General features: G+C 35.4%; 24 protein-coding genes. 2 read left to right on the top strand and 22 right to left on the bottom strand.

Annotation, left to right across the window (positions count from 1 at the left end; all coding sequences use genetic code 11):
* Nucleotides 1-229: 229 nt before the first annotated feature.
* The 19 genes from KBW87_RS05300 to murB form a co-directional block, all read right to left on the bottom strand.
* Entirely contained in the window at nt 230-673 is a 444-nt protein-coding gene (locus KBW87_RS05300; protein WP_004044894.1) for a low molecular weight protein-tyrosine-phosphatase, read from the bottom strand.
* Nucleotides 673-1,389: a hypothetical protein gene (locus tag KBW87_RS05305; protein WP_057810821.1), complete on the bottom strand. Its 717-nt coding sequence runs from the start codon at nt 1,387-1,389 to the stop codon at nt 673-675. The genes KBW87_RS05300 and KBW87_RS05305 overlap by 1 nt, the downstream gene beginning before the upstream one ends.
* A complete protein-coding gene (crcB, locus tag KBW87_RS05310) occupies nt 1,390-1,764 on the bottom strand; it encodes a fluoride efflux transporter CrcB (protein WP_057810819.1) in 375 nt (124 codons plus the stop codon).
* Nucleotides 1,761-2,153: a fluoride efflux transporter FluC gene (locus tag KBW87_RS05315; protein WP_057810817.1), complete on the bottom strand. Its 393-nt coding sequence runs from the start codon at nt 2,151-2,153 to the stop codon at nt 1,761-1,763. Before KBW87_RS05315 ends, crcB begins: the two co-directional genes overlap by 4 nt.
* Before the next feature lie 18 nt (nt 2,154-2,171).
* A complete protein-coding gene (locus KBW87_RS05320; RefSeq protein WP_083478883.1) occupies nt 2,172-2,609 on the bottom strand; it encodes a CopY/TcrY family copper transport repressor in 438 nt (145 codons plus the stop codon).
* Nucleotides 2,610-2,662: 53 nt separating this feature from the next.
* A complete protein-coding gene (locus KBW87_RS05325; RefSeq protein WP_057810815.1) occupies nt 2,663-3,478 on the bottom strand; it encodes a Cof-type HAD-IIB family hydrolase in 816 nt (271 codons plus the stop codon).
* Nucleotides 3,479-3,570: 92 nt separating this feature from the next.
* A complete protein-coding gene (locus tag KBW87_RS05330) occupies nt 3,571-4,740 on the bottom strand; it encodes a mannitol-1-phosphate 5-dehydrogenase (protein ID WP_057810813.1) in 1,170 nt (389 codons plus the stop codon).
* Nucleotides 4,741-4,742: 2 nt separating this feature from the next.
* Entirely contained in the window at nt 4,743-5,189 is a 447-nt protein-coding gene (locus KBW87_RS05335; RefSeq protein WP_004044910.1) for a PTS mannitol transporter subunit IIA, read from the bottom strand.
* Nucleotides 5,190-5,204: 15 nt separating this feature from the next.
* Nucleotides 5,205-6,986 carry a PTS mannitol transporter subunit IIBC gene (locus KBW87_RS05340; RefSeq protein WP_057810811.1) on the bottom strand — a complete coding sequence of 594 codons (1,782 nt, stop codon included), beginning with the start codon at nt 6,984-6,986 and terminating at the stop codon, nt 5,205-5,207.
* 123 nt (nt 6,987-7,109) lie between these two features.
* A complete protein-coding gene (locus KBW87_RS05345) occupies nt 7,110-9,170 on the bottom strand; it encodes a BglG family transcription antiterminator (protein ID WP_057810932.1) in 2,061 nt (686 codons plus the stop codon).
* A gap of 97 nt (nt 9,171-9,267) precedes the next feature.
* Nucleotides 9,268-11,079 carry a glutamine--fructose-6-phosphate transaminase (isomerizing) gene (gene glmS, locus KBW87_RS05350; protein ID WP_057810809.1) on the bottom strand — a complete coding sequence of 604 codons (1,812 nt, stop codon included), beginning with the start codon at nt 11,077-11,079 and terminating at the stop codon, nt 9,268-9,270.
* Nucleotides 11,080-11,267: 188 nt separating this feature from the next.
* Nucleotides 11,268-12,620 (bottom strand): phosphoglucosamine mutase, encoded by a 1,353-nt coding sequence (gene glmM, locus KBW87_RS05355; protein WP_057810807.1) that lies wholly within the window; start codon nt 12,618-12,620, stop codon nt 11,268-11,270.
* A gap of 31 nt (nt 12,621-12,651) precedes the next feature.
* Nucleotides 12,652-13,623 carry a CdaR family protein gene (locus KBW87_RS05360; protein WP_057810805.1) on the bottom strand — a complete coding sequence of 324 codons (972 nt, stop codon included), beginning with the start codon at nt 13,621-13,623 and terminating at the stop codon, nt 12,652-12,654.
* Nucleotides 13,620-14,462, bottom strand: a complete 843-nt coding sequence (gene cdaA, locus KBW87_RS05365) for a diadenylate cyclase CdaA (protein WP_057810803.1) — start codon at nt 14,460-14,462, stop codon at nt 13,620-13,622. The genes KBW87_RS05360 and cdaA overlap by 4 nt, the downstream gene beginning before the upstream one ends.
* A 45-nt stretch (nt 14,463-14,507) precedes the next feature.
* Nucleotides 14,508-15,581: an ABC transporter substrate-binding protein gene (locus KBW87_RS05370; RefSeq protein ID WP_057810801.1), complete on the bottom strand. Its 1,074-nt coding sequence runs from the start codon at nt 15,579-15,581 to the stop codon at nt 14,508-14,510.
* Entirely contained in the window at nt 15,578-16,387 is an 810-nt protein-coding gene (locus KBW87_RS05375) for an ABC transporter permease (protein WP_057810799.1), read from the bottom strand. The genes KBW87_RS05370 and KBW87_RS05375 overlap by 4 nt, the downstream gene beginning before the upstream one ends.
* Complete coding sequence (locus KBW87_RS05380) at nt 16,384-17,193, bottom strand: ABC transporter permease (RefSeq protein WP_057810796.1); 810 nt, start codon at nt 17,191-17,193, stop codon at nt 16,384-16,386. Before KBW87_RS05380 ends, KBW87_RS05375 begins: the two co-directional genes overlap by 4 nt.
* 1 nt (nt 17,194) lies before the next feature.
* The gene (locus tag KBW87_RS05385) at nt 17,195-18,283 is read right to left on the bottom strand and encodes an ABC transporter ATP-binding protein (RefSeq protein WP_057810794.1); all 1,089 of its coding nucleotides are present in this window, start codon (nt 18,281-18,283) and stop codon (nt 17,195-17,197) included.
* Nucleotides 18,284-18,333: 50 nt separating this feature from the next.
* Nucleotides 18,334-19,236, bottom strand: coding sequence for a UDP-N-acetylmuramate dehydrogenase (gene murB, locus KBW87_RS05390; protein WP_057810792.1), 903 nt, complete (start codon nt 19,234-19,236; stop codon nt 18,334-18,336).
* A gap of 96 nt (nt 19,237-19,332) precedes the next feature.
* Here murB and KBW87_RS05395 point away from each other — a divergent pair, with 96 nt between their 5' ends.
* Nucleotides 19,333-19,866, top strand: a complete 534-nt coding sequence (locus KBW87_RS05395) for a 3'-5' exonuclease (RefSeq protein ID WP_057810791.1) — start codon at nt 19,333-19,335, stop codon at nt 19,864-19,866.
* Between the two features lie 30 nt (nt 19,867-19,896).
* Here the strand turns inward: KBW87_RS05395 and tsaE are convergent, their stop codons facing one another.
* From tsaE to KBW87_RS05410, 3 genes are read right to left on the bottom strand one after another with little or no spacing between them, the layout of a single operon-like run.
* On the bottom strand, nt 19,897-20,373 hold the full coding sequence (tsaE, locus tag KBW87_RS05400; protein WP_057810789.1) for a tRNA (adenosine(37)-N6)-threonylcarbamoyltransferase complex ATPase subunit type 1 TsaE: 477 nt from the start codon (nt 20,371-20,373) through the stop codon (nt 19,897-19,899).
* 4 nt (nt 20,374-20,377) lie between these two features.
* A complete protein-coding gene (gene pta / locus KBW87_RS05405; protein WP_057810787.1) occupies nt 20,378-21,361 on the bottom strand; it encodes a phosphate acetyltransferase in 984 nt (327 codons plus the stop codon).
* Between the two features lie 13 nt (nt 21,362-21,374).
* On the bottom strand, nt 21,375-22,070 hold the full coding sequence (locus KBW87_RS05410; protein WP_004044939.1) for a uracil-DNA glycosylase: 696 nt from the start codon (nt 22,068-22,070) through the stop codon (nt 21,375-21,377).
* A 69-nt stretch (nt 22,071-22,139) separates the two neighbouring features.
* On the opposite strand from KBW87_RS05410, the gene KBW87_RS05415 reads away from it, so the two are divergent.
* Nucleotides 22,140-23,012: a Cof-type HAD-IIB family hydrolase gene (locus KBW87_RS05415; RefSeq protein WP_057810785.1), complete on the top strand. Its 873-nt coding sequence runs from the start codon at nt 22,140-22,142 to the stop codon at nt 23,010-23,012.

The following is a 23,012-nucleotide window of genomic DNA, read 5'->3' on the forward strand; positions in this document are numbered from 1 at the left end:
TATTATGGGTATTTTAGCAAAAATATTTACAAAAATACATTATTAAAACTGCTTTAAATTATCCCTCTCCTGGACAAATGATTGCAAAATACTGAGATAAACATGATGCTTATCCTAATAATGGAAGGATCAACTTTTATCGATATTTATTAAAAATATTATATTTCGAATGCAAAAATACTGATAATCAGCGTTAAGACAAGCGTTAATTATCAGTATTTCTTTTGCTTTAAATTTTCTCCAGTAAGGCCTTGCAGCCCATCAAAATCTCATCATATGCAGTATCAAAATCATTAGTATACCAAGGATCCTCGACATCACTATTCTTATTAGCGAATTGCATTAACTTATATTCTTTGCGATCTGGATCACCACCAGTAATCCTATTCATATCCATAAAGTTTTCTTCGTCCATGCAAATCAAATAGTCATAATTTTGATAATCATCTTTGGTCATTTTCCGTGCATGACGTTGAACGTAAGGGACATTATTTTTCTCTAACACGCGCGTAGTTCGCGGATCCATTGGCGAACCTACTGCATCTTCAGTGGCAGCTGCTGATTCGACTAAAACATCTTTACGACCACTTTTTGCCAATAAATTTTTCATAATATATTCCGCCATTGGAGATCGACAAATATTTCCATGACAGACAAATAATATCTTCTTCATCATTTTACCTTCTTATCTGAACTAAATTTTAGCCAAATTGGCCACATTATTGCACTTACTATTCCTAAAATCAAACCTATCCAAATTCCTGATGAAATATCAATAAAGATCCCTTGATAAATTGTTTGAAAGGAAGACGTAGCTTCCGTACTAAAATACCATAAAAGGCCAAACGATCCCCCCGTTGCAATTATTATCGGAATTGAGGCCCAATATTTTCCAAAAATTATTAAAAGTGCTCCTAATATATATAATAAAACAATAATAAAAATCGAGTATCGATAAATACTTATAATGTGATAGACCTGTTTGGAATCCTCTTTAAGCTTTTGATTAATTTCTTTTACTATAAATTGATTAACTACTTCTTCTAGACGATTGGAATTCTCTAGATTTAAATCGCTTGGCGTGATCTTTCCTGTTTCATCGTATTTTGTACTTAATCGATACAAATCCGCATAAGATAAATCTAAGTTATACTTTTTCGGAAAGGCTTGAAGCAAATCATCTTCTAAGCCTGACGCCTCTAAAAATTGAGTGGCATATCTCAAACTTTGATCTTCACTATCTGAAACAATTTCTTTAACAACCTGCTTAACCATTGCATGGGTATCATTAATTTTTAGTTGAACGTCACTGGTTAGCATTAAATATCCAGAAAGAGAGACTGCAATAATTGCGATTATTTTAATTATAATGTTCCATATTTTTTCCATTTAAAACAGTCTTCCTAAATAATACCCCACATACACTAGAATGAGTCCTCCCACATACGATGCTAAAGCATATAGAACTAATCCTGAATAATTTTTACTATGATATAGGGCAACTAGTTCGGTATTCAAAGTTGAAAATGTAGTATAGCCACCCATTACTCCCGTTCCAACTAAAGCATAGAAAAATGGATTAACTTTCATACCAAAGAGAATCCCTAAGATAAGCGTTCCAGTTAAATTAATAAATAGAGTTGGAAATGGTAAGTTTAAATAGTGCTTTTTTAATTCTTCCCAATGCTTTTTTCCATAATTAGTTATGAAGTAGCGTAAAATCGCGCCTAAACTTGCACCAAGACCTGCAATTATAATATTCATTTTACCCTCCCAGTTACAATTTTACTTAAAGTTTCGCCCATATGAGCCCCAATATAAGCAAAGACAAAACCAAATATAATTGAACTAAAAAGATAGATCAATGCTATATCATTTAAATGAGCATCAAAATTTTTCAACACTTCTAAGTTAAAAGTTGAAAAAGTGGTAAATGCACCAACAAATCCCGTACAAATTCCCACATTGAGCCATTCATAGAAATCTTTGAATTCAAAAAAGAAATACGTAAAAAATGCTAAGAGAAAGCATCCAATAATATTTCCCCAAAATGTACCATAAAAATGAAAATTAGTGTTTAAATATGCACGTGCCATTCCTCCAAAAAAGGCAAATCCAGCAACACTAAGATAGTTTTTTACTTTATCTGACATTGTACTCCCACTTTTTTTCTAGCAAATATGGTCTCCCTTTTCCAAACAATTACATGGCACCATGTCTGGAGCCGTTTTCTTCTTATCGTCGAGCTCTTCTTCAAGAGTTGCAATATCCCGTTTGGATAAAGGAATTTCTTTCAACACTCTAATGAGCAACTCTCCCTTGTGCATATTGCACATTTTATCAAGCATTTCACTGGTTTGAGTATACATCATTTCAGTTTGACTAACAGTTGGTGAATAAATAAATTTGCGCCCAGCTTTTTTTGTCTTTAATAAGCCTTTTTGAACTAAGCGACCCATCAAAGTCTTAATTGTTGATTCAGACCAGTCTTTTTTAGCTTGCAATTCTTTAATAACTTCACTGCTGCTAGCAGTTTCTAAAGTCCAAATAATTCGCATAACTTCCCATTCAGCGTCTGAAATATTGCCTGCTTCTTTATTTTCTACCATTACCATCACTCGATTTTTAAAATTCTTATTATTCCATAATAGACTCATGTAACTTATAAAACAAATTTTTTCAAAGCCTTTGCAATTCCATTATGATCATTATCATCAGTAATGTAATCAGCTCTATCTTTAATATCGCTAATTGCATTGCCCATGGCTACCTTCTTAAATTCTGGATTTTCAAACATTGATAAATCATTTCCCTGATCACCAAAAACCATTACTTCATTTTGAGATAATTTAAGTCTTTCTGCCAAATCCATCACAGCATTTCCTTTAGAAGCACCAATGGCATTTAATTCAATACAAGTATCCAAACTATGCACGATATCATAAGATTGAAAGGCCCAATCAGGAATTGAATTCCATAGTTTTTCAATTTGGTCACTTCCGCGATTACAAGTAAAGCCAACCTTATTAAAAGTAAAGTCCTTCGGAATTTCCTCCCGATTTCTTACTCTAATTTCATTATCGGTAAAAGCTGCATTGATCTGCATTTGTACAGAAAGGTTGCGATCAAGCGTCCAAAAGCATTCCGTCGTCTCAAAATGCAAATTAACATGTGCTAATCTTTGCAAACGAAGCATAGTGTTAAAGTCTCGATAATCCATTTCTTGACTCATTAAAATCTTACCTGCTAAGTTCTGCACCACAGCTCCATTAAAGACAACTGCATATTGATCATCGCCAGAAAGACCCAACTGTTCATCAAATGGCAATACACCAGAAAGCGGTCTACCGGATGCAAGTACAACCTTAATTCCTTGGCTACTTGCAAGTTGCAAGGTTCTTTGCGTTTCTGGGGAAATGTTATTTCCACTCGTCAACAAAGTCCCATCTAAATCTACTGCAATCATTTTAATTGCCATCTAAATCATCCCTTTATCAAAATAAGATTACATATTTTATTATACAAAAAGCCGTGAGTTTCCTCACGGCTTTTTACTTGAATATACCTTAACTAATTCTTTTTATCATTTTCAGCATTGTTATATGATTCAACAATTTCTTCAACTAATGCTGGATCATCTTTCAAGCCAGTAGTTTCTACAATGACATCCTTCAAATCTTCATTCTTAAGCATGTCCATCAACTTGACACTTTCCTTATCCTTTGGTTCATCAAAGTGATAGATTCTACCAACAGTTTCCATTAAGGCGCTGTAGTCTAACCCTCTTTCCTTCAATTCACGAATTGGACGGATAAATCTTTCATTGTAGCCTAACTTGCGGATAGGAGTTCTACCTACACGAGCAATGTCATCGGAAATGTATGGGTTTTGGAATCTGCTCAAAATCTTGTTGTGGTATTCTTCCAGGCTTTCTTCAGTGAATTCCTTGTTCCACTTGTGGTATAACAATGAACGAGTTTCGCTCAAAACTCTCTTAACTTGCTTTAAAACAAATGGATCCTTAATTGCATCCCCGATTGTTTCATACCCAAGGCTCTTACCAGTGTAAGCAACAGTTGCGTGACCAGTATTTACTGAGAAGAGCTTTCTTTCAATATAAGGTTCAAGGTCTGGAGCATAATCTACACCCTTCAACTTAATATCCTTATTCTTCATTTGGCTTTCGTCAATAACCCATTCCTTGAAGTCCTCAACTGAAACAAATAATGGATCCTCATTGTGTTGAATTGGAACAATTCTATCTACAGCGGCATTAGGGAAGCCAATGTATTTATCAACTTCTGGCTTAATATCATCGTCTAAGTGCTTGTAAACTTCTTCTTTCAAGTGTTCAGAACCACCGATCATATTTTCACAAGCGATAACATCAAGTGGTTGAGTATTGCCAGATTTAATTCTTTCAGTTAAACCTTGGGCAATAAGTGGAGCAATAAGAGCCAAAATCTTCGGACCAATCGCGGTTGTAATCATATCTGTAGATTTAATTGCTTCAATTACCTTTTCTGGATTCTTAGCATTGTTAATCCCATCAACGTTTGAAACATGGATTCTCTTCTTGCCAGGGGCTGCTAATTCAATATCGTATTCCCCGCGCTTATTTAATTCATCAATAATAGTTTCATTTACATCGACAAAGTCAATACCAAAACCATTATCTGCTAAAGTTTCACCAATAAATCCACGACCAATGTTACCTGCACCAAAATGTACTGCTCTCATCTTTAATCTCCTACTTCTTTCAATAAATCTATTACTTCTTGTGGTGATTGTGCGTCAGCTAATTTGGCAACGTTTGAAACATCACTACAGAAAATTGCAATCTGTGATAAAAGGTTTAAGTGTTCATTATTTAAACCTGCAATTCCAAAGACAACGGTTACAAGTTGTTCAGTATCGTCATCCGGATTACTAAAATCAACACCCATTGGAATTTGCACGACTGAAATTCCGGTTTTCTTGATATGCTTTTTACCTTCATCAGTGCCATGAGGGATGGCAATAAAGTTTCCCATATAAGTTGAAACATCATTGTTTCTAGCAATCATTGAATCAATATATCCAGGCTCAACACATCCACCATCAACCAGAAGCTGACCGGCCATGCGAATGGCTTGATCACGGGTTGGCACATCTTGATTCAACTTAATCATATTTGTTTGTAACTTCACTTATCTCATCCCTTTCTAGCTTAACTTATCGATAATTTCTTTAAGCTTCTTATCTTTAAGAAGATCATCAACAACCACAATTTGAATATCACTATAACGAACCGCCAAATTCTTCTTAGCAGCTGGAGTAACAATTACTAAATGACTTGGATCATCATCTAATTCATTAATTCTGATTGCCTTGACTGGAGTCTTTTTACCAGCTTTCTTCATTGCGTTTTCAAACAAGTTAGTTGCCATTGTAGCTGAACCAATATGTTGATCATGGCGAATGAAGTCGACTTCTTTAACTTTACTGAAATCAATTCCTTCAAGTGAACCATTAGCTGGCTTCTTTTCAGTGGACTTAGGCTTATCTTGAACTTGAGTCAAAGCTTTAAAGTTAGCAACAATTGCATCGTATTTTGGACTGCTTAAGAAGTTGCCAACAGCAACATGCATTGCATCTGGAGTCTTTTGACAAGCACGGTCAGCTAATTCTTCTTGAGTTACAACTAATAATCCTGGTTCATCTTTCAAGTTTCTAACAGCAGTATTAGTTACAGGGATATTAATGCCTGCTTTCTTGAATTTATCACGAAGAAGTGAGGCACCCATTGCAGATGATCCCATTCCGGCATCACAAGCAAAGATAACTTTCTTAATATCTTTGTATGAAGTTACTGAGTCATGAGCAGATTGTTCACTTGGCATCTTAGTACCCTTTGATTCTGCTTTCATTGATTCCATCTCTTTTTGTTTGGCAGCTAAATCAGCTCCATCACCTTTATCGTTCTTAAGAATAATTGCAGCTACGATGAATGAAACAATTGCAGCTCCAAGAACACCGACAATGTTACCTAAGTATGAGCCTTTTGCGGAAACAAGCAAAATAGCTAAAATTGAGCCTGGAGAAGCGGCAGCCTTTAATCCCCCATTAAGAGTTGTAAATAATGCCGTACCAGTTACACCACCACAAATTGCAGCGATGATTAAAGATGGTTTCATCAATACGTATGGGAAGTAGATTTCATGAACCCCACCGAAGAATTCAATAATTGCAGCACCTGGAGCCGAACTCTTAGAACTGCCTTTACCAAAGAACATAAATGCAAGTAAAATTCCAAGACCAGGGCCTGGATTTGATTCCATCAAGAATAGAACTGATTTACCAACTTCAGAAGCTTGTTGAATTCCAAGTGGTACCAAAATACCATTACCAATCGCATTGTTTAAGAACAAAACCTTAGCAGGTTCAATGATGATATTAGCAAGTGGCAATAGGTGAACACGTATAATTGCATCAACACCAACACTTGCCCAATGGCTTCCCCACATCATAACTGGGTTAATGATGAAGTAAGCGAAAATCGCTAAAATCATTCCCAAAATACCAAGTGAGAAGTTATTATAGATCATTTCAAATCCTGATTTGATCTTATCTCTACATGCATTGTCTAAAGTCTTTAAGCACCAACCACTGAGTGGACCCATAATCATGGCTCCCAAGAACATTGGTTGAGTTGTACCAACAATTACACCAAGAGTACCGATAGCACCAATAACGGCACCTCTTTCATCGTCGACCATCCGACCACCTGTATAACCAATTAAAAGTGGCAACAAGTAAATCAACATTGGTTGAACTAATTTGTTAATTTGTGCGTTTGGGAACCAACCATTTGGTGTCATGAAAATCGCAGCGGTAAGTCCCCAAGCAATGATGGCACCGATGTTTGGCATAATCATCCCAGACAAAGCAGTACCAAACTTTTGAACCTTCACTTTAACTGAAGAGCTTTTCTTTGCTTGAGCCATTAGTTTTTTCTCCCCTCTTTTATCTTACATTCTTATCGTACGATAATTAGTAAGCGTTTACAATCTAATCAAAATAGAACTCTGACACAATAAAATGTGTCAGAGCTTGTTAAATTATTCACGTTATTCCAATTTTCTCTTTAGTTCTTGCAAATATTGGCTTGAAATAGCATTTTTGATTTGATCTTGATCACCATTAGTAAAAAGGCGCAAATTAGCATCGTTCATAATTATCATACTTGAGATTAAACTCATTACTTCTTGTTCAGCATCAGACAGTTCTGCTGGTCCGAGCATCAATAAGATCCTGCTTACTTCAATTTCATTATGATCCATTGATTTCAATACAATCTCATTATCTAGATCAAAAATCATAAACGTACAACGTTTAATTTCATGACTACTAGTATGAAGAAGAGCTAAATGACTATTTGGAATTCCAACTGGAGCCAACTGAATTCGCTTGAGGATTTTTTTAGCCACTGGAAGTTGCTTCGTAATCAAATTACGTCCTGTATGTACCAAACATTCTTGAACCACTGCAATTAAATCAGTTGCATTATATCTGAGTGTTTGAACTTTAATGCTATTTACCAAATCTGCACAAAATAATGTCCCAATCGAAATTTTGGAAAGTTCTTTAGTTGCATGTTTAGTTTTGCTGGAACTGAAAACAGGCTGATTAACAAGAGGATATTTTCTTTCGTAATCCTTTAAGTAATTCTTAATTCGAATAATTTCATCATCTAAAAGCAACGGACTCACTAATTGATAAGATCTTGAAAATCCCTTTAATTCCAGTGTTGATAAAATTAAATCATACTTTTGTAAATCAATATTTACTAAATCAGAGACTTTGCTTAATTTAATCTGCTTAATTTCTGGCAACTCTTGCTTCAATCTTGCTTTTAAAATAGCAGAAGTTCCGATCCCATTTTCACAGATTACTAGTGCATTAAATTGTTGGTGATTCTCAAAATTAGTAAATTCATTAGCAAAATAGAGCAACAATAGCTGCATTTCTGAACTAGTTATCTTATCTGTAGGAAACTCTTGCTGCCAAGCTTGCTGAATAACCGTATAAAGTTTAGCAAAGCGCTTACTTAAGCCAGCCAAAGTTTCTATTCGAGCGTTAGGAAGAGGGGTAACTCGATGCTGGGTTAGACCAATAATATGACGGGTTAAACGGTTAACAAAAGTTGTATTCTTTTGAAAATTCCACTGCATCTTCTCGGAAACAATACGTACAAAATTCTTCACTCTAATGGAAGCAGCTAACTCATAATCACTATCATAATGAAGTTTAGTTTGTTTCGTATCACTAGCCATAACTTTATTTGCTAAATAAGTCACATCGGTTTGATCAACTTTAAGAGCCATTTTCTCGGTAATTAAAGCCATAAAGCGAAAAACAAATCCCTGATATTTTAAAGAACCTGGTTCTAAATCCACCTTTTCAATAGTAAAACCAGCCTTAATCCGCGTTAAGGATACTGCAAAGATCAAAATGAGTTCGATCAATTGATGATCAGAATCCAATTCAATATTTGGAATAATCGATTTAGTTAAAGCTTTTCGCGTTTCAAACAAAAGATCTCTTGAAATAATTTGTAAAAAGAAATTGTTGCTCTTTAGCTGGGTATGATTTAAATAATGAAAAAAGTCATAGTCATTGATTTCGCTCAATAAAATCCCCACTAAAACTTGGCGCCGCTCACTTTCACTAGCTTCAACGTATACTCCAACGCTCTTTTTACGAATTAAATTAATTTTATATTCTGCCAAAGATTTTTCAACAATATCTAAATCATTCTGAATAGTGGCTTCACTAACATTTAAATCCAAAGCAAATTGAATAATCTTTTTAGGTTCGTCATTTAAAAGCAGAATCGCAGCTAAGGCATTCTCTCTTCTTTCCACAGACATCGAAGATTGAATCTTGGTCTTCTTAACTGCCAAAATCAACTTATTAAGAGCTTCCTTGTTACCTTCAACTCCATATTTTCTTTTTTTATTAACTAAATTTAGTTCATCCGTGGCCAGAACATCTTTTAATTCTTTAAACTCACGATAAATTGTCCTTCGACTAACATTTAAGCGATTCTCTAGCTCTTTAACACTAATTCCCTCTTCACTGGTAATCAATAAAGAAAGAATATCTTTTTGTCTTTCTGTAAGTATCATTGTTTTGCTCAACTTCACTTTTTTCCTTAATTATACAAAACAACAAAAAAAGAAGGTAGGCTTCTAAAAGTCTACCTTCTAAGTATTTATTTAGTAATTATTCAACAGTTACACTCTTAGCCAAGTTACGAGGCTTATCAACATCTAAACCCTTATCCTTAGAAGCGTAGTATGCAAGAAGTTGAGTTGGAACTACAGTCAAAAGTGCTGACATGTAGTAGTTAATTTCTGGTAAAACAATAGTGTCGTCACTATTGGCAAATTCTTTACCAACAATAGTAATGATACTTGCCCCACGAGAAACAACTTCTTGAATGTTACCACGAGTAAGGTCAGCAGTAACTGGATCATTAATCAAAGCAATAACTGGAGTATCCTTTTCAATCAACGAAATAGTACCATGCTTAAGTTCAGCAGCAGCGAATCCTTCAGTTTGAATGTAGGAAACTTCCTTTAACTTCAATGCACCTTCCAAAGCAACAGCGTGATCAATTCCACGACCAATGTAGAAAGCATTTCTTGACTTAACCAAGTACTTATCAGCTAATTCTTTGATCTTTTCTTTACCATCTACGATTTGTTGGATTCCTTCAGCAGCAATTGCCAAGTCATGCTTCAAGTTCCAGTCTTTAGCTTCTTGATTACCAAGCTTTTCACCTAAAGCCTTAGCCAAAACAGCTTGTAAGGCAACTTGAGCAGTGTAGGCCTTAGTTGAGGCAACGGCAATTTCAGGACCAGCATCTAAAAGCATAGTGTAGTTAGCTTCACGAGATAAAGTTGAACCTTCAACGTTAGTCATGGTCAAACTTGGAATACCACGCTTGTTAGCTTCCTTCAATACAACACGTGAGTCAGCAGTTTCTCCAGATTGAGTTAAGAAAATGAAGAATGGGTGCTTGCTCATCATTGGGAAGTGATAACCAGCTTCTGAAGCATAGCCAACTTCTGTAGGAATACCAGTGTAGTGTTCAAAAATTGACTTACCCACGAGGCCTGCGTGGTAACTAGTCCCTGCAGCAAAGATATAAAGACGATCAGCTTTAGAAATTGCATCAACAATATCTTGATCAACTTTTGGCTTACCATTTTCATCAAGGTAGTTTTGTGACATATGGCGCATAACACCAGGTTGTTCATCAATTTCCTTTAACATGTAAAATTCATATGCACCCTTTGAAGCAGCATTTGGATCGATGTTCAATACGTGTGGTTCACGGTCAACTTTCTTTCCATCTACAGTTTCAATAGTGTATGAATCTTTAGTAATGTCACCAACATCACCATCTTGTAAGTCAACGAAAGTCTTAGTTTGGTCTAAAACAGAAATTGCATCAGATGCAATAATATTAAAGCCATCACCCAATCCCAGCATCATTGGTGACTTATTTTTTGCAATAAATACGTGATCCGGTTCAGTGTTATCAACTAATAAGAATGCGTATGAACCTTTAACAAGCTTCAAAGCTTCTTTAAATGCTGAAAATGCATCTAAATTCTTTTCACGTGCAATTTTACTAATTAATTGAACTACAACTTCAGTATCTGTATCTGAATGGAAATCTACACCTTCTAAGTACTTTTCCTTTAATTCAGTGTAATTTTCAATCACACCGTTGTGAACCAAGTAAAAGCGCTTAGTTTCATCAAAATGTGGGTGAGCATTGTCAACAGTTGGCTTACCGTGAGTAGCCCAACGAGTATGACCAATTCCTACTAAACCTTCTTCATCAGGAGTAAGTTTTTCTTTTAAGTTTGAAATACGACCTACGGCCTTAGTTAAATATTCATCGCCATTTAAGTCATTCAAGTAAATACCTGCTGAATCGTAGCCACGGTATTCAAGATTAGTTAAGCCATTTAAAATAATATCTTTGGCTGGTTTACCAACGACACCAACAATTCCACACATATATTTTTCTCCTTTGGTCTAGTTCAATTTTATCTAAATGGACTAGTTAATTCTTATTGTTACAAGTGCAATCATAGCCTTTTTTATCAAATCGGTCAAGAAGAAAGTTGCAAAATTGGTATATTATTTTTAAATAAAAAAATAGACCTAGGACTTACCTAGATCTATTAAGGCTCAAAATTAGTTAATTACTTGCCCATTTCTTTTTCTACAACTTTAACAATACGGTCAACGTATGCATCAGTTTCTTCTTGAGTAGGACCTTCTGCCATTACACGAAGCAAATCTTGAGTTCCTGAAGGACGAACCAATACACGACCATTGCCGTTCATATCAGCTTCAACTTCCTTAATTACATCGAGAATTGGTTGATGTTCTTTCCAACTCTTCTTATCTTCTACAGGAACATTTACAAGGCATTGTGGGTAATCCTTAAAGTCTTCAAGCAATTCTGATAATGACTTGCCAGTCTTCTTCATAACAAGCATCAAATGAAGACCAGTAAGCATCCCATCACCAGTATTATGGTAGTCAGTCATGATAACGTGACCTGACTGTTCACCACCAAGGTTATAACCATGTGCACGCATTTCTTCGGAAACATAACGGTCACCAACTTGAGTCCGAATATTCTTAAGTCCTTTTCTTTCAAGAGCCTTAGTAAAGCCCAAGTTACTCATTACAGTAGTGACAATGGTGTCTTTCTTAAGACGGCCATGATCAGCTAAGTAAGTACCAATTACGTACATAATGTGGTCACCATCTACTTCGTTACCATTTTCGTCAACGGCAATACAACGATCAGCATCCCCATCAAAGGCAAGACCTAATTGAGCACCTTGCTTTACAACTTCTTCTTGCAACTTCTTAGTATGAGTTGCACCAACATGATCGTTAATGTTTAAACCATCTGGATGAGTTGCAATAGTAGTGAAGTCTACACCACAATCAGCAAATAAGCGAGAAATCAAAGCACTTGAAGCACCATTGGCACCATCAATAACTACTTTAATACCACTTAAATCTTCAGGAATAGTGTTTTCGATAAATTGAAGATATTTTGAACTACCTTCGTGGAAGTCAGTTACAGTACCCAAACCATTTGCGGAAGGACGTGGCAAAGTATCTTCTTCGGCATCGATTAATTTTTCAATTTCTTCTTCCATAGCATCTGAAAGCTTCAAGCCATCGCTACCAAAGAACTTAATACCATTATCTTCTACTGGGTTATGAGAAGCAGAAATTTGAATTCCGGCGTCAGCACCTTGAGCACGAACTAAATATGAAAGACCTGGAGTAGTAATAACGCCAACTTCAAGAACTTCAATACCAACTGAAAGAAGACCAGAAATTAAAGCATATTCCAACATTTGACCAGAGATACGAGTATCGCGAGAAACAAGAACCTTAGCTTGTTCACCATCTTTTTTATTCTTGGTTAAAACATATCCACCATCACGGCCAAGTTTAAAAGCCATTTCTGGAGTAAGACCTTGATTTGCTACTCCACGAACGCCATCGGTTCCAAAATACTTTAACATAAGAAAAACAACCTTTCTTCACAATAAATTTCTAATTATTTTTTGCGCTAGACGCGTTTTTTACTTTAATTTGAACTTGAATACTGCCGGGATCGGACCGCACAGCTCCCTTAGGAAGCTCAATTGGCACATCCTTAGTAATTGAAGAATTAACATCTCTTAAGTCCACATTTACTTTCAGACGCTTAACTTTAGCCAGTGCACTCTTTTCACCATATAAAGTTACTTGATCTGTCCGCGCAGTCACTGAATAAACTTTATCACTTTCCTCATTCTTTGAATCTAAATCAATTTTGACAGTCTTTTTAGATGTTGAAATTGGAATATTTGCTTTGGCAGTCGTAGGATCAATCACTACATTTAATTGACGACCTTTTTTATCTTCTGCAATCAAAATCACTTGTCGCGTATAGTCGTGATCAATTCCATTAGGTAGGGCAACTTTAGCAACAATCTGGTCAATCTGATTGACTTCAGCTTTTGCACCAGTTACTTCTACCTGCTGAGGACTAACTGATGTTTTACCAATCTTATATCCTCTAGCCACAGCATTTTTATTATACTCTATTTGCACGGGCATGGTAGTCGATTTTCGACGTTCAATATCGACATTTACAGTTTTAGGATTAATGGAGTAAGATAATTGCTTGCTTAACCCACTTACCTGCACCTTTACAGCCTGTTTACCGACTTTCTTATCTGTTAAATCAATATATGCACGAAAATTTTGAGTATTAATTGTTGAAGTTACCAAAGCGTTAGCACCTTCTAAAGTAACGTTGACCTTTTCCGGATATCCTACTACATAATATTTATCCGTATCAACGGAAACTTGAAGTGGAACTTTAATGGTTTGGCTTTCACTAGCGGTTTGACGCGTTTTTTTAGGCTCACCTTGAGTGATAAAACCAGGTTGAGTCGAATCGATATAAACTACTAACAAAATAGCGATTAATAAAGAAACTACCTTAATAAACCAAGGCTTTCCCCAAAAATCTTTCATCGGCCTGCCCCCCACTTCCAAATTTTATTAAAAAGCTTTTGGTACCACTTAGTACCTTTTTCTTTTTTAGGAACTAGTTCTGCAGTTAAATACTTCATGTATTCTTCTCTTGTCATATCAAGCAGAAGACGACCATTGCGAGTGATTGTGACTCCACCTGTTTCTTCTGAAACAACAATTGTAATAGCATCTGTTACTTCAGAAATTCCTACAGCTGCTCTATGCCGAGTCCCAAGACGTTTAGGAATCATTGTACTATCTGATAACGGTAAATAAGCTGCTGCAACCGCAATTCGATCATTATTAATGATTACGGCTCCATCATGCAATGGAGTATTTGGAATAAAAATATTGATCAAAAGTTCCCCAGATACGTCCGCATCTAGCTTAATTCCAGTTTCAATATAATCATCTAACCCAGTTTCTTGCTGAATAGTAATGAGTGCCCCAATTCGTCTTTTAGACATATATTGAATGGCTTTATCGAGCTCTTTAATAAACTTAACTGATTGATCATGGGCATTTTCTTCACGGCCACCAAAAAGCGGTGTGCGACCAATTCGCTCAAGACCACGTCTGATTTCGGGTTGAAAAATTACAATAATTCCAACCACAGCCCATGAAACAATTTGATCAACAATATACGTCAATGCATTTAAATGCAAGAATCCAGCAACTATCCTTACTATGAAAATAAAAACAATTCCTTTAGCTAATTGGACAGCTTTAGTACCTCTAATTAGCATAATTAAGCGATAGACTAAATACCAGATAATCAAAACATCTAACGCTATAGAAAAATTATTCCAAGTAAGGAAGTTTGAGATATCAAACTTCAATACCTTTCCCCCTTCCTGATTATTAATTATAACCAAGTCTGAGCGTTAACGCGCATACATTTTAAATTCTAAAAACAAATCATTATATTCTTGAGTCTTTTTAGGACCTAAATCCTTAAAAACTTGTAACTTGCGCAATTTTTCCTCACTTGGATAAAATTCAGGATTATTTCTAACATTTTTAGGAAGCAACTTTTTAGCTGCCAAATTAGGAGTAGCATAACCAACATACTCTGCATTTTTAGCAGCATTTTTTGGCTCCAGCATAAAATTAATAAACTGGTAAGCTGCCGTTTTATTTTTAGCGGTTTTAGGAATAACAAAATTATCAAACCAAAGATTGGACCCTTCACTAGGAACTACATAGTGTAGATGAGAATTTTCTTCCATCATTTCATGAGCCTCACCAGACCATGTTACGCCAATAGAAGCTTCATTTTGAATCATGTACATTTTCATTTCATCAGAGATAATCGCTTTAATATTGGGGCCTAATGTATCTAATTTTGTTTGAACTAAATGCAGTTTAATGGAACTAGTGGTGTTCATCGAATACCCTAATGATTTTAAAGACATTCCCATTGCGTCCCTGGCAGAATCCACCAATAGAATCTGATGGCGATACTTTTTACTCCATAAATCATTCCAGTTAGTAATCGATCCTTTCTTAACAAACCGATCATTATAAACAATCCCTAGGGTACCCCAAAAATACGGAATTGAGTAATCATTATTAGTGTCAAACGGTTGATGTAAGAAATTCTCCCCAATATATTTAAGATTCGGGATTTTTTTAGTATCTAAATGATCTAGCAGATTAGCTTTTCTCATCTTGGTTACCATATATTCAGATGGAATCGTAATATCATAAGCGGTCCCACCCTGTTTTATTTTGGTATACATAGCTTCATTTGAATCAAATGTTTCATAAATTACATGATATCCATACTTTTTTTCAAATTGTTTAATGAGTTTAGGATCTAAATAATCCCCCCAATTGTAAATAATCAAATTTTGTTTTTTCGTCTTGATTGAAGGTTGATCGAGCTTAATTGCTGCATAGCCAAGACCCATACAAGCCAATATGATTGCAACCATTGACCATAGTATCTTTTTCATTTGATTATCCCTCCAATTGGCCGACGATTTTTCTTATTTTTACGAGTAGTGATAAAATAATAAATTCCTACTAACACTAATACAAATAAAAACATCACTGTGCTTAAAGCATTAATTTCTAAATCGATTCCTTGGCGAGCTCTTGAATAGATCTCAACTGATAAAGTTGAAAATCCATTTCCAGTTACAAAAAATGTCACTGCAAAATCATCTAAAGAATAGGTGAGTGCCATAAAGAAGCCAGAAAAAATTCCAGGCATCATTACGGGTAACATGACATCAGTAAATACTTGGTACGAATTAGCTCCAAGATCTCTAGCGGCATCAATTAAAGAAAAATCCATCTCTTCCAAACGTGGTAAGACCATGAGAACAACAATTGGAATAGAAAAAGCAATGTGACTAAGTAATACAGAGCCAAAATTCAAACCAAAACCTAATGCTGTAAAGAAAATCAAAAAACTCGCCCCAATAATGACATCGGGGGAAACCATCAAGACATTATTTAGACTAAGCAAAACCTTTTTGGAAGATTTTCTTTTGGCCATCGCAATTGCAAATGCACCAATTGTCCCAATAACAGTTGCAACTAAACTAGACAGTAGCGCTAACAAAATCGTTTCTAAAAAGATGGCCAGTAAACGATTATCTTGAAATAAAGTTTGATAATGTTCCCAAGTAAAACCACCAAACTTATTCATATTTTTACCACTAGAAAAAGAAAAGTAGATCAGATAGAAAATGGGCACATATAAGATAATCAAAGTTAAACCTAAGTAAATTTTGGCCACAAGATTTTTTCTCATAAGTTAACCCTCTTTCTCTTTCTTTTTCGTCCAGTCAAAAGCATGACCAAAACCATCAAAATAATCAAAACTACACCAATCGTAGCCCCCATATTCCAATTCATGGTGGTCATGAAGTACTCCTCAATTGCAGTCCCTAAGGTAATTACTCGATTTCCACCAATCAGCCGAGTTAACATGAACAATGATAGGGATGGGATAAAAATTGCCTGCACTCCACTTTCCACTCCTGGTTTAGATAAAGGCCATAAAACATAGTAAAAAGTTTGCCATTTACTTGCCCCTAAATCCTCAGAAGCTTGAATCAGCGCTGTATCAATTTCTTTAATGGCATTATAAATTGGTAAAATCATAAATGGAATTTCAATATAAGTTGCCACAAAAATAAAGGCAAAATCCGTAAATAAGATATTTACCGGCCCAATTCCAAATAAATGCAAAAACTTATTAATCAAGCCGTTATTTCCTAGAATACCAATAAAAGCATAGGCCTTAAGCAATAAATTTATCCATGTAGGCAAAATAATCAACATTAACCAGAGTTGCTGATTCTTCATTTTAGTCAAAAAATATGCCGCAGGATAAGAAATAATTAAAGTAATAACTGTGATCAAAAAAGCATACCAAAATGAATTAATCATCATTCGCAAAAAAGTCCCATTGCGGAAAAATTGAACAAAGTTATTCAGTGTAAAATGATGATTACTATCTGTTAATGAATACCAAATTATTAATAAAATTGGCAGAATTACAAATAAGAAAATCCATAAATAATATGGAATTAAAAAAAGTTTCTTATTCTTCACCCTAATTCTCCCCCTCATAAGTTTCAAGTCGGGCATCAAATTCTTCCTGACTTTCATGAAGTCGCATTACATGAATATCTTCTGGATCAAAATATAAACCAATTCGTTCGCCTAATTTACATCCATTAGTCGATTGAATGAGCCATTCATTTTCATCAGCGTCAATCGCTTTAATTTCAAAATGATCTCCTAAAAAGAGCTGACTTTGAACCGTGACTATAAGCTTTCCTTTATCAGGAGTAGTAATATCTAAATCCTCAGGTCGAATAACAACTTCAACTTTTTCATTAGCCTTCATTCCCGCATCCGCACATTTAAAGCGTTTATTGGCAAACTCCACCTCAAAGTCCTTGATCATTCTCCCAGGTAAAATATTAGAATCTCCGATAAATCTAGCAACAAAATCATTGATTGGCTCATCATAAATATCTACAGGGGTTCCACTTTGCTGAATCTTTCCATCATTGAGAACAAAAATTTCATCACTCATCGATAAGGCTTCTTCTTGGTCATGAGTAACAAAAATAAAAGTAATCCCCAATTTCTTCTGGATGGCTCTTAATTCAAACTGCATTTCTTTACGCAATCGTTTATCCAGCGCTGATAAGGATTCATCTAACAGCAAAACTTTGGGTTCATTTACGATTGCTCGGGCAATTGCTACACGTTGTTGCTGTCCACCAGACAATTCAGAAATTTCCCGATTAGCAAAGCCATCCAGACGCACCATATGCAGAGCATCTTTGACGGCTTTCTTAATTTTATTCATGGGTACTTTCTTAATCTTTAAACCAAAAGCTACGTTTTCAAAAACATTTAAATGAGGAAAGAGAGCATAATTTTGAAAAACTGTATTAACATGTCTTTTAGCTGGATCAAGATCCGTAATATCTTTCCCATCAAAATAAACCTTACCTTCAGTGGGCTGGCTAAATCCAGCAATAATCCGTAAAATGGTTGATTTGCCAGATCCACTAGGTCCCAGTAAAGAATAAAATTTACCTGATTCAATTGTTAAATTGATATTTTTTAACGCTACAAAGCCATCATCATAGCGTTTATTCACATCTTTAAGTTGTATTAAGTCCATTTTTCCTCTCTATCAAAGAAGCTACAAGCTTTCCAGCCTGTAGCTTGTTACTAATTATTCTCGCTTTTTCCAATAATTCTAACTTCAGTGTGAAGGTCAATATCATATTTTTCTTTAATCACTTTTTGAATTAAATGAATTAAATCCAAATAATCAGTTGCTGTTGCCCCACCTTTATTTACTATAAATCCAGCGTGCTTAGTTGAATCTTGTGCTCCCCCAATTTGTTTTCCTTGAAGGCCAGCTTTAATAATCATCGGACCCACAAAATGTCCCTTAGGGCGCTTAAATACACTTCCGCAAGATGGATACTCAAGTGGTTGTTTATAACGTCTAAGTGCATTTAAATAATTCATTTCGTCTAAGATCTGATCTTTTTCGCCCTTCTTTAATTCAAAGGTTGCACTTAAAACAATATCACCATTTTCTTGAACTAAGGAGTGACGATATGAAAATTTCATTTCTTCATTAGAATATGTCTTGAACTCGCCATCTTTAGTCATTACATTAACGGTTTTAACTACTTCTTGAGTTTCGCCACCATAAGCGCCAGCATTCATGAAGACACCGCCGCCAACACTGCCTGGAATGCCTGCCGCAAATTCCATTCCACTAAGAGCCGCCTTAGCTGCAGTAAAAGCTGTATCAATAATTCGCGCACCTGCTTCAGCAGTAACTTCTGTGCCATTTACTGTAATTTGATTCATTTTGGTTAAAATTACTACTAAACCATCAATACCGCCGTCACGAATAATTAAGTTAGATGCATTTCCAATCACTGTTAAAGGGATATTATTTTCCCTAGTTACTTGAACCAACTTTTCTAATTGATCAATATTTTTTGGAAAAGCCAAAAACTCGGCAGGACCTCCTGTTTTAGTAAATGTATATTTGCTCAACGGAACTTTTTCTTGAATATCAATTCCGTCATTTCTTAAATCAAGCAACTGCAAAATAAAACCCCCTCATAATATCCTTCTAATATTTTACCTCATTCACCTCATCTAGGCACCATATGCTATACTAATTTTAATTATTGGAGGTTTTTTATGAATTTTATTGCAATGGACTTTGAAACGGCAAATCGCTATCCAGAAAGCGCATGTTCACTAGCTCTCGTGATGGTAAGAAACAACAAAATTGTCGATCGTTTTTACACAGTTATTAATCCGCAGATGCCTTTTGATAGCCGTAACATTAAAATTCACGACATTACTGCTGATGATGTCAAAGATGCACCAACGATGGCTGAAGTCTGGCCCAAGATCAAAGATCTCTATCAGCCAGGAATGTTGGTGATTGCTCATAATGCCCGTTTTGACACGAACGTGATGCGTAAATCACTAGCTCGTTATAATATTGAAGAACCTCATTATTTGGTTATTGATACTTTAGCAACTAGCAAACGGTTTGAGCCGGATTTACCTAATCATAAGCTAGATACGGTTTCCGAGGCTTTAGATGTCCAACTCTGGCATCACCATAATGCCTTGAGTGATAGCGAAGCATGCGCAGGGATTTTAATTCGTCAAAATCAAGAATTTGGTGATGAAGCGATTAAAAAATTTGTTTATCAAATTTAAAAAAGGTTTAGGAATTTCTCCTAAACCCTTTTACTTCTCAAATTCAGCCAAAGTATCTTTTAGCCATTTTTGATTTCTGTCACCTTTTGCTTCAAATTCAATCATTCTTTTAGTTGAATTCCAACTATCATCTACACGCTTAATTGTTAGCTGTAGATATTCATCAGGCAAATCATCCATGATTAATTGTGGCCATTCAATAACCACCAATCCCGGCTCTGCTAAATATGAATTCAAATCAATTGAAGAAAGATCATCATTTTCCAAACGATAAAAATCCATATGAAATAATGGCATTGTACCTTCACGATATTCACGCACAATTGTAAAGGTGGGACTTTTTACAGGACGCCGAATTTTTAAAGCTCTTCCTAATCCTTGCGTCATCGTAGTTTTACCGGCGCCTAAGTCCCCATTTAATAAAAGCAAATCATGGGGTTCAGCATTATGAGCTAAACTGGCCCCCAATTTTTGCATTTCAGATGCAGAATTAATTTCAAGTTTCATTAATTTAGTCCTTTGCTAAACTTTGTGCAGCAGTTAAAATTCCCATCAAGTATACATCTTCACTACTTGCACCACGAGAAAGGTCATTAATTGGAGCAGCAAGACCTTCTAAAACTGGGCCCACTGCACTAAAATTACCCAAACGTTGGGCAATCTTATAACCAATATTACCAGATTGAAGTTCTGGGAAAATAAAGACATTCGCATGGCCAGCTACTTTTGAATCTGGAGCCTTTCTTTCCCCTACTTCGGGCACAATGGCCGCATCAAATTGCAATTCACCATCAGCTGGAATATCTGGGTGATCTTGCTTAAATTTATTAACCGCCTCAACTACTTTTTCAACTTGTGGTCCCTTAGCTGAACCTTTAGTTGAAAAACTTAAGAAAGCAATCTTAGGATCAATTTCTGCCATTTTAGCGATCTTAGCAGCTTGATAACCAATCTCTGCCAAAGTATCACTATCTGGATCGATATTCATGGCACAATCAGAGAAAATGTAACGTTCATCTCCACGTTCCATAATCATTACCCCAGATACACGGTGCATCCCTGGTGCAGTCTTCACAATTTGAAGAGCGGGACGAACAGTATCTGCAGTTGAGTGAGCAGCTCCTGAAATCATTCCATCGGCTTGGCCCATTTTAACTAACATCGTACCAAAGTAAGAAACAGACTTCAGCATTTTCTTTGCATCTTCCAAAGTATTCTTACCATTACGAATTTCAACGAATTTTCCACACATTTCGTCAAAATCGTCATAGTTATTAGGATCAATTAGCTTAATTCCATCTAATCTAAAATTATTATCAGCAGCTAATTGTCTAATTTCATTTTCATTACCTAAAAGCGTGACTTCAACTAATTTTTCATTGTTGAGTCTCACAGCAGCCTCTAAAACACGGAAGTCTCTTCCTTCTGGGAAAACCAATCTTGGCTTCTTATCTGCCTTTTCAATTTGTTTTTTAAATAAATCAAATACACTCATATAATAAACCTCTCTATGCTAAATCTTGTTGGGTTACGGTTTCTGGTAATTGCCAATCGATCGGAGTTTCTCCAAAATTAATCAAAGCTTGATTACATCTTGAAAAAGGTCGTGAACCAAAGAATCCGCGATCAGCCGAAAATGGACTTGGATGAGAAGATTTTATAATAAAGTTCTTACTTTGGTCAATTAATGGGATCTTATTTTGAGCAAATTTGCCCCATAAAATGAAAACGACTTTTCCTCTATCGCTTAATTTCTTAATAGCTTCATCAGTTAACTTCTCCCAGCCTTTTCCTTGATGACCATTTGCATGCCCATAAGGGACCGTTAAAACAGCGTTGAGCAGTAAAACTCCTTGATCTGCCCATTTCTTAAGATAACCATGATTAACAGGACGTGCGCCCACATCATCATACAACTCTTTATAAATATTTCTTAAAGACGGTGGAAGCGTTGTACCAGGCATGACTGAGAAGCTCATTCCATTAGCTTGTCCAGGATTATGATAAGGATCCTGCCCCAAAATTACCACTTTTGTTTTATCAAATGGCGTCAATTTAAAAGCAGTAAAGATATGATACATATCTGGATAAATTTGCTTAGTAGAATATTCTTCTTTTAAAAAATTATGCAAATTACGGTAATCTTCACTTTCAAAAACTGGAGCCAAAATTTGGTCCCAATCATTACCAATTAACTTTTTCAATAATTACGCCCCCTCTATTCTATTCCTCTTTATGTTATCATTAATTTATCAAGAGATGGAGGAAAATTCATGATCAAATTAGTAGCCTGTGACTTAGATGGCACCTTATTTAACAGCGACATGATTATCTCAAAAGAAAACGCTAACGCAATTCATCAAGCTCAAGAAAACGGTATTGAATTTTTAGTGGCCACTGGACGTGCTCCGAAAGAATCCCAACTTTTATTAAAAGATGCAGATATTCATACAGGATTTATCAATTTAAACGGGGCATTAGTTTTTGATAAAGATGGAAACTTAAGAGTCAAGCATGTAATTGACAAGAAAAAAGCTAAGCAAGTTATCGATCTTCTTCATCAAAATCATTTTTACTTCGAAATCATTACTCAGGATAATGTTTACACCGAAAACCTAAATTCTCGAATTTCTAATGTGGCTCATGTCATGGTCGATTTAAATCCAGGAATGACTTTTAAGCAAGCCGTTGCTATTTCTGCCGGTAGTAAGTCAATTATGAACATGTCGCAAATCAATAATTTTAATGAATTAATTAATAATCCCGATCAGGAAATTATGAAAATAATTGCCTTTGATTCTCGAGGTCATGAAGCTTTTAAAGATATTATTAATAATATTAATAAAATGAGAGATCTGGTAGTAACATCTAGTTCTGCTTCTAACATTGAAATCAATAATATTAATGCCCAAAAAGGAATTGCTTTACTTGAATATGCCAAAGAAAAGAGCCTTAAGCGTGAGGAAGTGGCAGCTATCGGTGATAATTTAAATGATGAAAGTATGATTCGCAACGCTGGAACTGGAGTCGCCATGGGTAATGCCGTTCCAGCTATCAAAGAATTAGCCCAAGTTGAAACTAAAACTAACAATGAAAATGGTGTAGCCTATATTTTACATAAATTTATTGAGGATAATGCTAACTAA

Source organism: Lactobacillus intestinalis, from assembly GCF_024397795.1.
GTDB classification, from domain to species: domain Bacteria; phylum Bacillota; class Bacilli; order Lactobacillales; family Lactobacillaceae; genus Lactobacillus; species Lactobacillus intestinalis.

Excerpts from the sequence above, each read along its gene's own strand:
- KBW87_RS05300 (WP_004044894.1), bottom strand. The coding sequence starts at position 673 with ATGAAGAAGATATTATTTGTCTGTCATGGAAATATTTGTCGATCTCCA.
- crcB (WP_057810819.1), bottom strand. The coding sequence starts at position 1,764 with ATGAATATTATAATTGCAGGTCTTGGTGCAAGTTTAGGCGCGATTTTA.
- KBW87_RS05375 (WP_057810799.1), bottom strand. The coding sequence starts at position 16,387 with ATGAGAAAAAATCTTGTGGCCAAAATTTACTTAGGTTTAACTTTGATT.
- tsaE (WP_057810789.1), bottom strand. The coding sequence starts at position 20,373 with ATGAAACTTGAAATTAATTCTGCATCTGAAATGCAAAAATTGGGGGCC.
- KBW87_RS05325 (WP_057810815.1), bottom strand. The coding sequence starts at position 3,478 with ATGGCAATTAAAATGATTGCAGTAGATTTAGATGGGACTTTGTTGACG.
- glmM (WP_057810807.1), bottom strand. The coding sequence starts at position 12,620 with ATGTTAAAGTATTTTGGAACCGATGGCGTTCGTGGAGTAGCAAATCAA.
- KBW87_RS05370 (WP_057810801.1), bottom strand. The coding sequence starts at position 15,581 with ATGAAAAAGATACTATGGTCAATGGTTGCAATCATATTGGCTTGTATG.
- glmS (WP_057810809.1), bottom strand. The coding sequence starts at position 11,079 with ATGTGTGGAATTGTTGGTGTCGTTGGTAAACCAGCCAAAGATATTATT.
- KBW87_RS05330 (WP_057810813.1), bottom strand. The coding sequence starts at position 4,740 with ATGAGAGCAGTACATTTTGGTGCAGGTAACATTGGTCGTGGATTTATT.
- KBW87_RS05320 (WP_083478883.1), bottom strand. The coding sequence starts at position 2,609 with ATGGTAGAAAATAAAGAAGCAGGCAATATTTCAGACGCTGAATGGGAA.
- KBW87_RS05395 (WP_057810791.1), top strand. The coding sequence starts at position 19,333 with ATGAATTTTATTGCAATGGACTTTGAAACGGCAAATCGCTATCCAGAA.
- KBW87_RS05305 (WP_057810821.1), bottom strand. The coding sequence starts at position 1,389 with ATGGAAAAAATATGGAACATTATAATTAAAATAATCGCAATTATTGCA.
- KBW87_RS05415 (WP_057810785.1), top strand. The coding sequence starts at position 22,140 with ATGATCAAATTAGTAGCCTGTGACTTAGATGGCACCTTATTTAACAGC.
- pta (WP_057810787.1), bottom strand. The coding sequence starts at position 21,361 with ATGAGTGTATTTGATTTATTTAAAAAACAAATTGAAAAGGCAGATAAG.
- KBW87_RS05360 (WP_057810805.1), bottom strand. The coding sequence starts at position 13,623 with ATGAAAGATTTTTGGGGAAAGCCTTGGTTTATTAAGGTAGTTTCTTTA.
- KBW87_RS05315 (WP_057810817.1), bottom strand. The coding sequence starts at position 2,153 with ATGTCAGATAAAGTAAAAAACTATCTTAGTGTTGCTGGATTTGCCTTT.
- KBW87_RS05340 (WP_057810811.1), bottom strand. The coding sequence starts at position 6,986 with ATGGCTCAAGCAAAGAAAAGCTCTTCAGTTAAAGTGAAGGTTCAAAAG.
- KBW87_RS05385 (WP_057810794.1), bottom strand. The coding sequence starts at position 18,283 with ATGGACTTAATACAACTTAAAGATGTGAATAAACGCTATGATGATGGC.
- KBW87_RS05345 (WP_057810932.1), bottom strand. The coding sequence starts at position 9,170 with ATGATACTTACAGAAAGACAAAAAGATATTCTTTCTTTATTGATTACC.